Source organism: Pseudomonas sp. NFACC43, from assembly GCF_900119645.1.
Lineage (GTDB): Bacteria > Pseudomonadota > Gammaproteobacteria > Pseudomonadales > Pseudomonadaceae > Aquipseudomonas.
Window position 1 is genome coordinate 720977 of record NZ_FPKK01000001.1, and the last position, 16452, is coordinate 737428.

The following is a 16452-nucleotide window of genomic DNA, read 5'->3' on the forward strand; positions in this document are numbered from 1 at the left end:
GAGGGGTTAAAAACCACCCTCTCCCAACAACCGATACCCCACCCCCGCCTCGGTCACGATGAATCGGGGACGGGTCGGATCATCGACGAGCTTTTGCCGCAGGTGGCCGACCACGATCCGCAGGTAATGGCTGTCCTCGATATGGGTTGGCCCCCAGATGTCCTTGAGCAACTGCTGTTGGGTGATGACTCGCCCCGGATGGCGCGCCAACTGCGCCAGCACTGCATATTCCTTGCGGGTCAGGGCCACTTCGGCGCCGTCCAGCAGCACGCGGCGATAAGCCAGGTCCACGGTCAGCGGTCCGATGGTCAGCGCCGCTTCCCGTGCTTCCCCCGCCGGGACCTGGCGCAGCAGGGCACGGATCCGGGCCAGGAATTCCTGGATCCCGAACGGCTTGGTCACGTAGTCGTTGGCTCCGTTGTCCAGCGCCTCGACCTTCTGCGCTTCGCTGGCGCGCACGGATAGCACCAGCACCGGAACCGTCGACCATTGGCGGAACTCACGCAGTACCTGCTGGCCGTCCATGTCCGGCAGGCCCAGGTCGAGCACCAGCAGGTCCGGCTTGTTCAACGCCGCCTGGGTCAGGCCGTCGCTGCCCGTGGCGGCCTCCAGCACTTTGTAGCCCTGGGAAGCCAGGCTGATGCGCAGGAACTTGCGGATCTGCGGTTCATCGTCGATGACCAAAAGTGTGGCGGTCTGGTTCATGGGGTCCGTTCGGTACAAATAGATGGCAGGAGAATATCCCAGTCCGGCTCAGGCTTCATCGTCCATGCCCGGTTGTGCCTGCAAGGGCAGGTGCAAGGTGATGCAGGTTCCACGCCCGTCGAGCCCGTCATCCACACTGATTCGCCCACCGTGGGCGCCGACCATGCCCTGACAGATCGCCAACCCGAGCCCGGTGCCCTGCCCGCCTCGATCGCCGCGCGCAGCGGTGTAGAACATGTCGAAGATTTTCTCGCGCTCTTCAGCCGGAATGCCCGGCCCCTCATCGGCCACGGCAAAGAACACTTCGCGGTCCGTCGCTCCGGCGCTCAGCAACAGACGCCCCTGGGCCGGCGAAAATCGCGCGGCGTTCTCCAGCACATTCACCAGGGCCTGCTCGATCAGGGCCGCATGGATATGCAGCAGCGGCAGTTCGGCAGGTACCTCGACGCTGACCGCCAGGGGTGCCAGTACCGCCCGAAGTCGATTGAGCGCACTGCCCACGATATCGGCCGGCGCCACCCAGTCCCGCGCCAGCTTCAAGGCGCCATGGCCCAGGCGGGTCATGTCCAGCAGGTTCTGGATATAGCGATCCAGCCGCTCGGCTTCATCCCGGGTGCCCTCGAGCAATTCGCGACGATCCGCCAGCGGGATCGCCTCCCCCAGCGCCAACAGGCTGTCGATGCTGCCGCGCATCGCAGTCAGCGGCGTACGCAGGTCGTGGGACACCGAAGCCAGCAAGGCGCTACGCAATTGCTCGGTCTCGCCATGCAGGCGCGCCGCTTCCAGATCCTGGGCCAGCTGGGCCCGCGCCAATGCCTGGGCCAGCGGCTGGCTGAGGGCAGCCAGCAAACGACGCCGCTGGCCATTCAACGGCTTGCCGTCCTTGGGGCATGCCCCTAGCAACGCCAAGGGCCCTCCTTCCACCGACAGTGGCCACCACCACCAGCGTCCGGATGGCAGCGTCCCGGTGCCGGCGCCCGCTGGCTGGTCATGCTGCCAGGCCCAGTCGGCGGCAGCGCGCTCGGCCTCGGTAAAGGTCAGCGGCTCGCCGGTCTCGACTTTCCAGCCAGCCTGGCCATCCCGGTTGAGCAGACACAGTTGCAAATCGTGCCAACCGTCGAAGTGCTGCACGGCGGCACTGATCACCGCCTGCCTGTCTGTGGCGGCGGTGAGTTTGCGGGACAGGTCGAGCAATACCCCGGTTTCCTGCTGGGTGTCGCGCAGGGCCTGCAACTGGCGACGCTGGCGGGCGGCGAGATTGCCGGTCAGGGCCGCCATCAGCAGGAAGAACACCAACGTCAGCACATCTTCTTCGCGCTGGATGGTGAAGGAAAAATTCGGCGGGATGAACAGAAAGTCATAGGCCAGGAACGACAGCGCCGCGCAGGCCAGCGCCGGGCCAAGGCTGCTGCGCACCGCCACCAGCAATACCGCCATCAGAAACACCAGGGAGATGTTGGGCAATGCCAACAACCCGGAGACACCCCAGGCCAGCGCACTGGCCGCCATGGTTGCAATCAGCGCCAGCGCGTAGTCGAATCCGCTGCGCGCGGCGTCCGAGCGCACATGGGCGGGACGCGGCTGTTCATCGCTGTCCAGCACGTTGATCTCCAGCCCCCTGGCGTCTCGCAGCAACCGCGACGCCAGGCCGCCGCCGAACAGTCGCCTGCGCAGACGCGGTCTGGACTGTCCCACCAACACCAGCGTAGCACGACGCTCGGCGGCATGCTGGATCAGGGTCCTGGCCACTTCGCCGGCCCGCAGCAACACCACCTCTCCTCCCAGGCGTTCGGCCAGTTGCTGGGCCGTTTGCAGGCGCTGGCGCGAGGTTTCGTCCCGGGCGCTGCCGTTGTCCACGTGCACCAGGCTCCATGGCAAATGCCGACGTTGGGCGACACGGCTGGCATGGCGCACCAAGCGTTCGGCCTGGACGTCGCCATCCACGCCCACCAGCAGCCGGCCCCGCACCGCCGGAGCGGCCTGGCCCATCTGTCGGTAGCCCTGGGTCAGGTCCTTGTCCACCTGGGCCGCGGCGGTCTGCATCGCCAGTTCGCGCAAGGCGGTAAGGTTGGTCTGGCTGAAGAAGGCATCGATGGCTGCCCTGGCCTGCTCCGGCACGTAGACCTTGCCATCGCGCAGCCGTTCCAGCAGCTCACGAGGAGGCAGGTCGATCAGCAGCAGCTCGTCGGCCTCTTGCAGGACCCAATCGGGCAAGGTCTCGCGAACCTGCACGCCGGTAATGCCACGCACCTGGTCGTTGAGACTTTCCAGGTGCTGGACGTTCACGGTGGTATAGACATCGATGCCGGCGGTGAGCAGCTCCTGGATATCCTGCCAACGCTTGGCATGGCGACTGCCAGGCGCATTGGTGTGGGCCAGTTCGTCTACCAGCACCAGGGTCGGCCGCGCGGCGAGCAGACCGTCGAGGTCCATTTCTTCGAGCATCACACCGCGGTATTCCGAGCGCACCAACGGTTGCTGCGCCAGGCCACCGAGCAACGCCTCGGTTTCAGTCCGACCGTGCGTCTCCACCACACCGGCGATCACCTTCACGCCCTGGCGCAGTTGGGTGTGGGCCGCTTGCAGCATGGCGTAGGTCTTGCCGACTCCGGGGGCCGCGCCAAGAAAGACCTTGAGTCGACCACGATCATGACGGGACAGATTGGCTAACAGTGCGTCGGCACGATCGGAGTCGCTCATAGCAAAGGGATCTCTTGTCTCTGGATAGTGATGCAGTGAATTCTCCCGGCGCCTTCGCAGGCAGGCCCGCTTCGACAGGTTCAGCACAATCCCCTGTGGGAGCGGGCCTGCCCGCGAAGGCGGCCTGGCCGGCTAGAGCTTTTCCAGCGCCAGGTTCAATGCCAGGACATTGACCACCGGCGGCCCCACCAGGGGCTGCTCGATGTGTGCCTCCAGCAATTGCTGCACTGCGGAAACCGGCAGGCTGCGCGCTGCGGCGACACGCGCCAGTTGATAGGCAATCGCAGCCGGTGGCAAGTGCGGATCGAGGCCACTGCCGGAAGTGGTGAGCAGCGCCAGCGGGACCGGCCCCTGGCCGGTCACCTGGAGCTTGCGAGCCTCGTCGGTGACACGCGCCGCCAGGGCCGGGTTGCTCGGGGAAAGGTTGCTGGCGCCACTGGCGACCGTGGCGAAAGCGCCGGCCGATGGCCGTGGATGGAACCAGGCATCGCCCTGGAAATCCTGGGCGATCAACATCGAACCGCGCACCTTGCCATCGGCATCCCGGACCAGGCTGCCATTGGCCTGGGCGGGAAAGGCCACTTGCGCGACTCCCGTCACCACCAGCGGATAAGCGACACCTGTGATCAGGGTCATCAGCAATAACAGGCTCAAGGCCGGGCGTATCAGTGTGGACATCTCAGAATCCTCGAATTGGGACAACAACCTCTAGCGGCGTGCAGACCGGTTGGCCGGCATCAGGCTCAAACCAGGTTCAACGCCGTCAGCAACATGTCGATTGCCTTGATGCCTACGAAGGGCACCACGATCCCACCCAGGCCGTAGATCAACAGGTTGCGCCGCAGCAGCGCCGCGGCACTGGCCGCCTGCACCCGCACGCCTCGCAGCGCCAGGGGAATCAGCACCACGATGATCAGCGCGTTGAAGACAATGGCCGAGACAATCGCGCTTTGCGGACTGTTCAGGTGCATCACGTTCAGCACACCCAGCTGTGGATAAATCGAAGCGAACAACGCCGGCAGGATCGCGAAATACTTGGCGATGTCATTGGCAATGGAAAAGGTGGTCAGTGCTCCGCGGGTCACCAGCAATTCCTTGCCGATCTGCACCACATCCAGCAACTTGGTCGGGTCACTGTCGAGGTCGACCATGTTGGCCGCTTCCCGCGCCGCCTGGGTGCCGTCATTCATCGCCATGCCGACATCGGCCTGGGCCAGGGCCGGCGCATCGTTGGCGCCGTCGCCGCACATGGCGACCAATCGACCGTCGTTCTGCTCGTGACGGATACGCGCCAGCTTCTTCTCCGGGGTGGCTTCGGCCAGCACATCATCGACACCGGCCTCGGCGGCGATCGCAGCGGCCGTCAGCGGGTTGTCGCCGGTGACCATCACGGTACGGATACCCAGCTTGCGCAGCTCGGCAAAGCGTTCGCGAATGCCAGGCTTGACCACGTCCTTGAGGTGGATGGCCCCCAGCAGCCGCCCATCGACACACACCAACAACGGGGTGCCGCCACTCTGGGCGATCTTGTCGATCTCCCGGGCCAGCACCGTGGGCAATTCGCTGCGTGGCAGGCCGACGAATTCCAGCAGGGAATCGACGGCACCCTTGCGATACTTGCGCCCTTGATAATCGACACCGGACAAGCGAGTCTCAGCGCTGAAGGGGACGGCTGTCAGCAGTTCGACGGCGGGCTCGGGCTGTGGATGCAGGCCGCGCAGGTACTCGACGATAGACTTGCCCTCGGCGGTTTCGTCGGCCAGCGAGGCAAACAGCGCGCCTTCGGCCAGCTCCTTGGCGCTGACGCCCGGAGTGGCATATACCGCGGCACAACGACGATTGCCGAACGTGATGGTGCCGGTCTTGTCCAGCATCAGCACATGGACGTCCCCTGCCGCTTCCACCGCGCGACCGGACTTGGCGATCACGTTCAGGCGCACCAGCCGGTCCATGCCGGCGATGCCAATGGCCGACAGCAATCCGCCGATGGTGGTGGGAATCAGCGTGACCAACAGCGCCACCAGAAACACCAGCGGCAGGCTGCCGTTGGCGAAATGAGCGAACGGCTGCAACGTCACGACCACCAGCAGGAAGATCAGGGTCAGGCCGATCAGCAAGATATCCAACGCCACTTCGTTGGGCGTCTTCTGGCGTTTGGCGCCCTCCACCAGGGCGATCATGCGGTCCAGGGTGGATTCACCGGGGTTGCTGGTGATTCGCACCAGCAACCAGTCGGAAACCAGGCGAGTGTTGCCCGTGACGGCCGAGCGGTCCCCACCGGATTCACGAATGACCGGTGCCGACTCCCCCGTGATGGCGGCCTCGTTGACCGCGGCGATCCCTTCGATCACCTCGCCATCGCCCGGAATCATCTCGCCCGCCTCGACGCGCACCACATCGCCCTTGCGCAAGCCACTGGCGGGAATCACTTCAAAGCCAGCGGCAACCTGACGACGAGCACTCAGGCCCTCGCTACCGGCCTTGAGGCTGTCGGCCCGGGCCTTGCCACGTCCTTCGGCCAAGGCTTCGGCGAAGTTGGCGAACAGCACGGTGAACCACAGCCAGAGCGCGATCTGCGCCGCCACGAAGACCGGCACGACACTGTCGGGAATGAAGCACAGCACGGTGGTGAAGACTGCGGTCAGCTCCACCACCAGCATGACCGGGGCCCGATACAATTGCCGCGGGTCGAGCTTGACGAAGGCTTGCTTCAGCGCAGGCCGCCACAGTGTAGCGACCGAAGTCTTCGGTGATTGGGTGGCCTTGGTGGCGACCGTTTCGGTTGCAGGCATATTCATCATCGGTTCCTCAGAAGCCCATGCTCAGGTGTTCGGCAATCGGGCCCAGGGCCAGGGTCGGCAGGAAGCTCAGGCCGCCTACCAGCAGGATGGTCACGGTCAACAGGGTCACGAACAGCGGCCCGTGGGTGGGGAAGCTGTTCTGCCCGACCGGCGCGGTCTTCTTGAGCGCCAGGCTGCCAGCCAACGCCAGTACCGGCAGGATGTAGCCGAAACGACCAATCAACATGCCCAGGCCCAGCATCAGGTTGTGAAACGGCGTATTGGCGCCGAAACCGGCGAATGCCGAACCGTTGTTCGCCCCTGCCGAGGTATAGGCGTACAGCAATTGGCTGAAACCGTGGGCGCCAGGGTTGCTCACTGCGGCTGATGGTCCCGGCAGGCTCGCGGCGACAGCACCGAGCACCAGGACACTGACGGGCATGACCAGCAAGGTCACCACCAGCAACTGCACTTCCCTGGCACCGAGTTTCTTGCCCAGGTATTCAGGCGTCCGACCGATCATCAGGCCTGCCAGGAACACCGCGATCAGCACGTTCAACAGCATCCCGTAGAGTCCGGCACCCACGCCGCCGAAGATCACCTCTCCCACCATCATGTTCACCAGCGCGACCATGCCGCTGAGAGGGTTGAGGCTGTCATGCATGGCATTGACCGAGCCGTTGGAGGCCGCCGTGGTGGTCACCGACCACAGCACCGTCGCGGTGGTGCCCAAGCGCGCCTCCTTGCCCTCCTGTGGCGCGACCTGCTCCACGGCGGCGTCAGCCAGTGCCGGGTTGGGCTGGTATTCAGCCCACAGCGAGGTAGCACCGCCCATCAGGAACAGCACGAGCATGCAGGCGATGATCGCCCGGCTCTGACGCAGGTCCTTGACGTAGTGGCCGAAGGTAAACACCAGCGCGGCGGGGATCAGGATGATCGACGCGACTTCGAACAGGTTGCTCCAGGCCGTCGGGTTTTCGAACGGATGCGCCGAGTTGACACCAAAGAACCCGCCACCGTTGGTACCAAGTTGCTTGATCGCGATCTGGCTGGCCGCCGGCCCCAGGGGGATCACCTGGTCCGCGCCCTGCACCGTCACGGCGTGGACGTAATGCGCGAAGGTCTGCGGCACGCCCTGCCATACCAGGAACAAGGCCAGTAACAGACACAACGGCAAGAGCCCGTAGAGAGTGGCACGGGTCATGTCGACCCAGAAATTACCCAGCGTCGAGGCGGACCGGCGCCCGATGCCACGACACAGTGCCACCAGCACCGCCAGGCCGGTGGCGGCGCTGACGAAATTTTGCACGGTCAGGCCGGCCATCTGGCTCAAATAGCTCAGGGATGCCTCGCCGCTGTAGGACTGCCAATTGGTATTGGTCATGAAGCTGACGGCCGTGTTGAAGGCCTGGGTCCACTCCATGCCGGGCAATTGCTCGGGGTTGAGGGGCAGGTAACCCTGTAGCAGCAGGATCGCGAACAGCAACACGAACCCCGCCAGGTTGAAGGCAAGCAAGGCCAGGGTGTATTTCTGCCAGCTCTGCTCGGTGCCGGGGTCGACTCCGGCCAGGCGATAACAGCCGCGCTCTACCGGGCCGAGAACGGGTGACAGCCAGGTCCGCTGCCCCTCCATCACTCGATAGTAGAACCGCCCCAGGAACGGTGCCGGAATCAGCACCAGCGCGAAAAAGGCAAGCATCAATCCGTAGTCATAACCGTGCATGGCTGCTCCTAGCTCCGATCTGCGCGCAACAGCGCAACCAGCAGATAAATGAACAGCGCCACTGCCAGGAGCAGTGACACCCCGTCCAGAACACTCATGGGATTTCTCCGTGTTACGGCGTCGTGCCGTGATGGAGTCATTGTCTGCAGGGTGGCTGTAAAGGAACGAGATCGAGGGTGGGGTTGGGGGATAAAGAATTTGTAAAGATCGGGACTTGTGGAGAGTCATGGAGCGCGTTCGTAACCAGGCTTGCCATACGTGGGGACCCCGAACCTGCCCGCGAAGAGGTCCGCCCAGGCACCGACGCTCCTAACTGGGGCACAAAAACAGGTAATCCGGCGGCTAACATCCCCGATACGACACGATTTCCCTCATTACGACCGGCCGAACCATACTGGCACGCCCACTGCACTGCCCCATCCCAGCGCTTTTGCTACTGATCGAGGGGGAGCCACCGATGAACACACAACTCAAACCCACCCTGGGCACCCTGCATCTATGGGGCATTGCCGTCGGGCTGGTGATTTCGGGCGAGTATTTTGGCTGGAGCTATGGCTGGGGCGTCGCCGGTACACTGGGTTTCCTGGTGACCTCATTCATGGTCGCGGCCATGTACACCTGTTTCATCTTCAGTTTCACCGAACTGACCACCGCCATCCCCCATGCTGGCGGTCCGTTCGCCTACAGCCGCCGGGCCTTCGGCGAGAAAGGCGGCCTGATCGCCGGGCTGGCGACGCTGATCGAGTTCGTCTTCGCGCCACCGGCCATCGCCCTGGCCATCGGCGCCTACCTGAACGTGCAATTCCCGGCCCTGGACCCGAAGCATGCGGCGGTCGGCGCCTATATCGTCTTCATGATTCTGAACATTCTCGGGGTAAAACTGGCGGCCACCTTCGAGCTGATCGTCTGTGTCCTGGCGGTAGCTGAACTGCTGGTCTTCATGGGCGTCGTGGCGCCAGCGTTCAGCTTCAGCAATTTCGCCCTGAACGGCTGGGCCGGTTCGGATGTGTTCGGGGCGCCGGCCATTGCCGGTATATTCGCCGCAATCCCCTTCGCCATCTGGTTCTTCCTGGCGATCGAAGGCGCCGCCATGGCCGCCGAAGAAGCCAAGGATCCAAAACGGACAATTCCCAAGGCCTACATCAGCGGCATCCTGACCCTGGTGTTCCTGGCCATGGGCGTGATGTTCTTCGCCGGTGGCGTGGGGGACTGGCGCACCCTGTCGAACATCAACGACCCACTGCCCCAGGCAATGAAAGCCGTGGTCGGCGATAACTCCGGCTGGTTGCACATGCTGGTGTGGATTGGCCTGTTCGGCCTGGTGGCGAGCTTCCACGGCATCATCCTGGGCTACTCGCGCCAGTTCTTCGCCCTGGCCCGGGCCGGTTACCTGCCCGCCTCCCTTGCCCGGCTGTCCCGCTTCCAGACACCGCACCGAGCCATCATCGTCGGAGGTGTGATCGGCATCGCAGCCATCTACAGCGACGGCCTGATCAATCTCGGCGGCATGAGCCTGACCGCGGCAATGATCACGATGGCCGTGTTCGGCGCCATCGTCATGTACATCATGAGCATGCTCAGCCTGTTCAAGCTACGCAAAACCGAACCCAACCTGGAGCGTACTTTCCGCGCACCGGGCTATCCGATCGTGCCGGGGATCGCCCTGGTGCTGGCGGTGGTATGCCTGGTGGCGATGGCCTGGTTCAACATGCTGATCGGCTTGATCTTCGTCGGCTTCATGGCAGTGGGCTTCGTCTATTTCATCCTCACGGCGCAACTGCGCGCCGATGCGCCGGCCGATGCAATGCTGACCGGGCTATGAAAGCGAAACAGGCATAACGGGCGTAGTATGGAACCACTGCGAACAGCCTTCGCTCATAAGTGGTAGGACATTGGCCGGCGAATACTCGTTTGGCCACTGCCCCTCAAGGAGAATCCTATGCCCTGGTATGCCTGGTTGATCCTGATCGTGGCAATCGGCTCGATCGTTGGCGGCCTGATGCTGCTGCGCGACACTGCCAACAAAGTCGAGTTGACCGATGAGCAACGCAAGCGCGTTGCCGAGCGCAATGCGCAAATGGATGCGAAAGAAGCCAAGGACCGTTGAATCCGAAATGAATAGAGCCTCTGTGGCGGGGATTTATCCCCTCACCACAGAGGGCAGTGCATTGCCGCGCCTGTCGTGTTACTTCTCCCAATCCGCCTTGGCAATCTGCAAGCCATGCAACCCTTTGTATGCCGCCCGCTCAGGTTGGCTCCAGCCCTCCAGCAAAGAATCCTCCAACCGATAGATCTCAACCCCCAGTGGACGACAGACGCCAAGGGGATCCTGCGCATCCGGCCCCCACATCGCCACGGACAAATCCCCACCAGGGCACGTCGATAACGCACATAGCAGATCGATCTCGGCGAAGAACTCCAGGTAATCGCCCTGCCGCGCCGGGCAGGCCTTCATGAAATACATGTCGTCATGGTTGAGTCCGGTGCACTGGAAAATATTCAGCACGTCGTGCACGTCGAACTCGGTCAATCCATGGGGCAACACCGCACGGGTCAGGTTCGAGTGGCAATGGTGATGGAAGTCCTCGCCTGTGAGCATTTTGTTCACGTACGGATCACAGCGTGTCCCCAGCAGATCATGCAGCCGTCCACCATGCTCGTCGATGCCATAAGCGGCCAGGCTGTCATCGGTGATGGTCACCAAAGGACGCAGGAATGGCAGGTTCGACCACAGCCGGTCATGGGTACTGACATGAGCGCCCTGCAACTGACGGGTACGTGCCGCCCACAGGCGCTCCCGTGGATCATGAGCGTTCCAGACGTTGAAGTCCCCTACCTGCGGCCCCACCGGCGTAGTGACCCGGAACACGTGCCCCGCCGGGACGTGCCAGGCTCGACCGGTACGGATTGGCACTTCGAACTGTTCGATCAGGGTGCGTTTGTCCTGCTGAGCGCGGATGCGGTCGTAGAAGGGCTTGTCCACTTGCAGGGCTGAGCCTTTGCTGACCTGATAGGCGGCTGGATAGTCTTTGTACATGACAGGAGTCCTTGATCAGTTCTTTGAGGTGGAAGACAGCAGCTGCAAGAGCATCTGCTCGGAGTCGTCCAGGTAGACGCTCATCGCTTCATGTGCCCCATGCTTGTTGCCTTCCGCCAGCCAGTCATGGATCTGCCGGTCGCGGGCCAGCCAAGGTGCCTGGAAGCGCGGCTCATCGGGGGCGCAGAAGAACGCCAGGCGCAATTGCGCAACCACGTTGGTAAAAAAATCATCAAGCAGGGGGCTGCCCAACAACCCAACGATGTGCTGGTGAAATGCCAGGCTGTGCGTACCGACCGCCCGCCAGTCTTCACGTTCCCGGGCCAGCTCGGCGGCGTCAAGCGCGTCGAGCATCCGGTCGGACCGATACGTGGCAAGTGGCTGGCTGTTCATGATCGCCTGGAGCTCCAGGGTGCGCCGAACCTTGAAGAGGTCCCGCACATCGTCACTGTCCAACCTGCGAACCATCACACCCTTGTTGCGCACGTAACGGGCCAGCCCTTCCTGCCCCAGGCGATGCAACGCTTCACGAATGGTATTGCGCGACGCGCTGTAGGCGGACACCAGGTCGTTCTCCACCAACGCCATGCCGGGCAACAAGCCACCGCCGATGATATCGGCGCGCAGCTCGAGGGTGATCTGGTCGGCCAGGGAAAGACCAATGTTCATATTCGGAGCCTCAGGATTGTTCAACAATCGGTTGCAAATGAGTAATCACAATCCATGCCAGGCAATCGTGTACCCGCCACAGTGGATGCAGCTACTCATCGTTGCCTCGTCTTCCAGACGCAAAAAGGCCAGTCATATGACTGGCCCCTCTTCTACCTCACTTCAGTTCACGTCCAGCTTTTCGCGATTTCTGTCCAGAATCGCCTTGCCAATCCCCTTGACTTCCAACAACTCTTCAACCGAGGAAAAGGCTCCATTCGTTTCCCTGTATGCAACAATTGCCTTGGCCTTGGCCTCGCCTATACCCGCCAGCTCACGTTGCAGCGTAGCAGCGTCCGCCTCGTTGAGATTCACTTTGGCGCCTTCCGGCCTGGTCGATACCTGTGTGACCTGCGGCGCTGCCGTTGTCTCGGGCTTGACCGCTGGCGCAGCGATTGCGGCAATAGAGGCGCTGGTCAGCAGGGCAAAAACCAGGGAATAGAAATAGCCTGTACGCATAAGTGACGCTCCATGACATCGTTAAGAGAGAAGCAGCTTTTCCGAAGCTGCTTCTCAAACTTAGGCGATGATGGGGTGGTGTCAAAAGCGTGTACGTTACAGCGTGTGTAACAATCAGGGTTCGAGGCGACGCTGCTGATAGATCCAGTCGACAATCTCTCCGTCCGGCGCGTAGCCACTGACGGTATCGCGAAGCAACTGGCGGACCCTGGCGTAATCATCCTGTTCGATCGCTGCCAGCAGTTCGGCCAGCCTGGCCTTGAGCACATCCCAGGGCAGGTAATCCTCGTTGGCGCTCATGATCATCGGATGTTGGGTGGCAACCACGTTGTCACCTATCAACAACTCTTCATACAGCTTCTCGCCAGGGCGAAGACCGGTGAATTCGATGGAAATGTCTCCGTGGGGATTTTTCTCCGAACGAATGCTCAAGCCAGACAGATGGATCATTTTCTCCGCCAACTGGACGATTCTTACCGGCTCCCCCATATCCAGAACAAACACATCGCCCCCCAGCCCCATGGAGCCTGCCTGGATCACCAATTGCGCAGCCTCGGGAATGGTCATGAAATAACGCGTGATCTTCGGGTGAGTAACGGTCAACGGTCCGCCGGACTTGATTTGTTTATGGAACAGAGGAATCACCGAACCGGACGAGCCCAGCACATTGCCGAACCGAACCATGGTGAAACGGGTTTTATTAACCCTCGAGACATTGGCCTTATCGCCGAACAACACTGGCGCCAATTCACGACTGAGGGCCTGCAGAGTCAGCTCAGCAAGCCGCTTGGTACTACCCATCACGTTGGTGGGCCGTACTGCCTTGTCCGTCGAAATCAATACGAAGTTCGATACCCCAGCCTGCAGCGCTGCTTGCGCCGTATTAAGCGTACCCATGACGTTGTTGAGCACACCTTCGGCAATGTTGTGCTCAACCATGGGGACATGTTTATAAGCCGCGGCGTGATAGACCGTATCGACATTCCAGGTCTTCATCACATCCAGTAACTTGCCCTGATCCCGGACCGAACCCAGGATGGGTAACAGGCGAACGGATAGAGACTCACGTGTGATCCGTGGTTCCAACTCAGACAGAATACTGTACAGGTTGAATTCGCTATGTTCATACAACAATAACGTTGTGGGCTTGAGTGCCAGGATCTGCCGGCACAACTCCGAGCCGATCGATCCGCCCGCTCCGGTCACCAATACCGACTGCCCTGTAATACAGTGCTCGAGCAAGTCAGGTTGGGCGGGGACCGCATCTCGCCCCAGAAGGTCGGCGATGTCCACCTCCTGGATATCGTCGACCTTGACCCGGCCACTGGCCAGGTCCATGAATCCCGGAACACTGCGTACATGCAGCGGGAACTGTTCGAGCAACGCCAGTATTTCCCGACGACGCCCGCGGGATGAAGACGGGATAGCCAGCAAAATCTCCTGGGCACCGGTGGTATCGATCATCTTCTGGATATTCTTCGGTTCGTAGACCTGCAATCCGGCGATTACTCGGTCGGCAATACTGCTGTCATCGTCAATGAATGCAACCGGTCGCATGACACGTCCCATGCGCAAGGCGGCCACGAGTTGATTACCGGCGGCACCTGCACCATAGATTGCTACTCTGGGCAGGCCATCTGCGCGGTTGGTAAAGGGGACATGCTGCGCGGCGGAGAACCAGTCCCCCAGGAAATACTGCCGCATCATCAGACGCAGGCCGCCAATCATGATCAGGCTGAGCCACCAATAATTGAAAATGATGGAGCGCGGTACCACGGTCTTGTGGTTGCTGTACCAATACACCACAAGAGCCAACAATAATGCCGAAAGGCTGACGGCCTTGCAGATAGTGATCAGCGCGTCGTTACCGAAATAACGCATGACAGCACGGTACATGCCAAAGCGGATGAAAATCGGAATGGCAACCAGCGGTGCGGAGCCGAATAGCCACAAATGCGTTTCAATCGGGCTGGCCAATGCCTCGATACCGAGCCGAACGACGAACGCCAACCAAAGAGCGAGCCAGACAAGGACGATGTCTGTCGCCACCTGGATCGCCCGCTTATGGCGCCTTGGCAATCCGAGCAAGGTTATTCTTAGCTTATCCATGAACCCCTTACCCAACTTGGGCTACTCCCGTCGCGAATGCGCTCGCATAGAACGTATAGGCGCCGTGCATCATCGATAAAACGTTCATCAGAAACGTACCCGTACCAGTACCAGAAAATAGACCCGATCCAGCGCTCCGGCTTGTTCAGCAGTCCTTATGCTTTGGTATCAAGCGACGCTGTTGGAATATCCAATCGACAATTTCTCCCTCAGGGGTATAACCGCTGACCACTTCACGCAAAAGCATGCGGACTCGTGAATATTCGTCCCTGTCAACGGCAGCCATCAGTTCGTCCAACTTTATCTTGAGTTGCTCCCAAGGCAGATGGTCCTCATTGGCACTCATGATCATCGGATGCGGGGTCGCGACTACATTATCCCCGATCAGCAACTCCTCATAGAGTTTTTCACCTGGCCGCAGTCCGGTAAATTCGATCGCGATATCACCGTGCGGATTTTTTTCAGAGCGTACACTCAAGCCGGACAGAAGAACCATCTTCTGCGCCAACTCGGCGATCTTCACCGGCTCGCCCATGTCCAATACGAATACGTCCCCTCCTCTCCCCATCGAGCCCGCTTGAATCACCAACTGGGCGGCCTCCGGGATGGTCATGAAATAGCGTGTAATATTGGGGTGGGTAACGGTGATGGGCCCGCCGGACTTGATCTGCAAGCGGAAGCGCGGGATAACCGAGCCTGACGATCCCAGCACGTTACCGAAGCGCACCATGACGAAACGGGTTTTATTGACCCGTGCGACATTCCCGCTGTCGCCGAACAGCACCGGGGCAACCTCCTGACTCAGGGCCTGCAAGACCATTTCCGCCAAACGCTTGGTACTGCCCATGACATTGGTCGGGCGCACGGCCTTGTCCGTGGAAATGAGCACGAAATTTTCAACCTGAGCCTTCAACGCTGCTTGTGCGGTATTTAACGTACCGATGACATTGTTGAACAGGCCTTCGGCGATGTTGTGCTCGACCAGAGGCACATGCTTGTAGGCTGCGGCGTGATATACCGTCTCGACCTTCCAGGAAATCATCGTGTCGAACAATTTATTCGCGTTGCGCACGGATCCCAGGATTGGCAATACATTTACAGAGATCGATTGTCGGGCAATGGTCTCTTCCAGTTCGCTCAAGACACTGTAAAGGTTGAACTCACTGTGGTCGAATAGTAACAATGTGGAAGGCTCCAGGGCGAGGATCTGGCGGCAGAGCTCGGAACCGATCGACCCACCCGCGCCCGTGACCAGAACTACCTTGCCCTGAATACAGCGCGACAGCAGGGCAGGTTGTGCAGGGACCGCATCCCGTCCCAGCAAGTCCGCGATGTCGACCTCCTGGATGTCGTCGACTTTCACACGACCGCTGGCCAGGTCCATGAAACCCGGAACACTGCGTACGTGCAGCGGATAACCTTCGAGATACCCCAGGATCTCACGTCGCCGCGCACGGCTCGCCGAAGGAACGGCTAACAGCACCTCCTGGGCCCCGGTGAGTTCAATCATCTTCTGAATATGTTTGGGCTTGAACACCTGCAAGCCGGCAATCATGCGATTCGCGATACCGACATCGTCATCAATGAATGCCACCGGTTGCATGTCTCGCCCAATGCGCAAGGCAGCCACCAACTGATTACCAGCGGCACCGGCACCATAGACCGCTACCTTGGTAAGACCGGTGGTACGGTTTACAAAAGGCACGTGATGGGCGGGGATGAACCAATCGCCCATGAAGTACTGGCGCATGAACAGTCGCAGGCCGCCGATCATCACCAGGCTGAGCCACCAGTAATTGAAAATGACCGAACGTGGCACGGGTGCCATGTAGGAAGCCCCCCAATACACCACGAGCGCCAATACAAGCGCGCTCAGGCTGACCGCCTTGATGATCGCGACCAGGGCATCGTTGCCCAGGTAACGCATGACTGCCCGATACATCCCGAATCGTACGAACAAGGGAATGGCAATCAACGAAGCGCTGACCAGTAGCCATGGATGATGGACGAATGGATTGACCATGTCGTCAAAGCCAAGGCGCACCACGAATGCCAACCACAAAGCGAGCCAGACCAACAGCACATCGGCCACAACCTGCAGCAGGCGCTTCTGCCGACGTGGCAGCTTCAGCAATGCGACGCGAAGTCTATCCATGAATGTTTCCAACACCTGTCCTTCCTATCCCTTCTCATGAAGACTGCACGGCTACAGCCTTCCCTTACCATTATCT

At 61.0% G+C, this 16452-nt stretch carries 13 protein-coding genes; 2 read left to right on the plus strand and 11 right to left on the minus strand.

What is annotated here, in order from left to right; translation table 11 throughout:
• Window positions 1-6 precede the first annotated feature (6 nt).
• The 6 genes from BT179_RS03110 to kdpF form a co-directional block, all read right to left on the minus strand.
• Entirely contained in the window at window positions 7-705 is a 699-nt protein-coding gene (locus BT179_RS03110) for a response regulator (RefSeq protein WP_072430302.1), read from the minus strand.
• 48 nt (window positions 706-753) lie between these two features.
• The gene (locus BT179_RS03115; RefSeq protein ID WP_072430301.1) at window positions 754-3405 is read right to left on the minus strand and encodes a sensor histidine kinase; all 2652 of its coding nucleotides are present in this window, start codon (window positions 3403-3405) and stop codon (window positions 754-756) included.
• A 132-nt stretch (window positions 3406-3537) separates the two neighbouring features.
• Entirely contained in the window at window positions 3538-4083 is a 546-nt protein-coding gene (gene kdpC, locus BT179_RS03120) for a potassium-transporting ATPase subunit KdpC (RefSeq protein WP_072389305.1), read from the minus strand.
• 65 nt (window positions 4084-4148) lie between these two features.
• Window positions 4149-6203, minus strand: coding sequence for a potassium-transporting ATPase subunit KdpB (gene kdpB / locus BT179_RS03125; protein WP_072389307.1), 2055 nt, complete (start codon window positions 6201-6203; stop codon window positions 4149-4151).
• Window positions 6204-6213: 10 nt separating this feature from the next.
• A complete protein-coding gene (kdpA, locus tag BT179_RS03130; RefSeq protein ID WP_072430300.1) occupies window positions 6214-7908 on the minus strand; it encodes a potassium-transporting ATPase subunit KdpA in 1695 nt (564 codons plus the stop codon).
• Between the two features lie 8 nt (window positions 7909-7916).
• Window positions 7917-8006: a K(+)-transporting ATPase subunit F gene (gene kdpF / locus BT179_RS03135; RefSeq protein ID WP_053155116.1), complete on the minus strand. Its 90-nt coding sequence runs from the start codon at window positions 8004-8006 to the stop codon at window positions 7917-7919.
• Window positions 8007-8365: 359 nt separating this feature from the next.
• Here kdpF and eat point away from each other — a divergent pair, with 359 nt between their 5' ends.
• Together eat and BT179_RS03145 are read left to right on the plus strand one after the other, a co-directional pair.
• A complete protein-coding gene (gene eat / locus BT179_RS03140) occupies window positions 8366-9730 on the plus strand; it encodes an ethanolamine permease (RefSeq protein WP_072389311.1) in 1365 nt (454 codons plus the stop codon).
• Between the two features lie 117 nt (window positions 9731-9847).
• Window positions 9848-10015: a DUF2897 family protein gene (locus tag BT179_RS03145; protein ID WP_072389313.1), complete on the plus strand. Its 168-nt coding sequence runs from the start codon at window positions 9848-9850 to the stop codon at window positions 10013-10015.
• A gap of 78 nt (window positions 10016-10093) precedes the next feature.
• Here the strand turns inward: BT179_RS03145 and BT179_RS03150 are convergent, their stop codons facing one another.
• The 5 genes from BT179_RS03150 to BT179_RS03170 form a co-directional block, all read right to left on the minus strand.
• Window positions 10094-10945 (minus strand): urea carboxylase-associated family protein, encoded by an 852-nt coding sequence (locus BT179_RS03150; protein WP_072430299.1) that lies wholly within the window; start codon window positions 10943-10945, stop codon window positions 10094-10096.
• A gap of 15 nt (window positions 10946-10960) precedes the next feature.
• Window positions 10961-11614, minus strand: coding sequence for a GntR family transcriptional regulator (locus BT179_RS03155; protein WP_072389317.1), 654 nt, complete (start codon window positions 11612-11614; stop codon window positions 10961-10963).
• Between the two features lie 162 nt (window positions 11615-11776).
• Complete coding sequence (locus tag BT179_RS03160; protein ID WP_072389319.1) at window positions 11777-12112, minus strand: ComEA family DNA-binding protein; 336 nt, start codon at window positions 12110-12112, stop codon at window positions 11777-11779.
• A gap of 114 nt (window positions 12113-12226) precedes the next feature.
• A complete protein-coding gene (locus BT179_RS03165; RefSeq protein ID WP_072430563.1) occupies window positions 12227-14221 on the minus strand; it encodes a polysaccharide biosynthesis protein in 1995 nt (664 codons plus the stop codon).
• Window positions 14222-14366: 145 nt separating this feature from the next.
• Window positions 14367-16376 (minus strand): polysaccharide biosynthesis protein, encoded by a 2010-nt coding sequence (locus BT179_RS03170; RefSeq protein ID WP_072430562.1) that lies wholly within the window; start codon window positions 16374-16376, stop codon window positions 14367-14369.
• Window positions 16377-16452 lie beyond the last annotated feature (76 nt).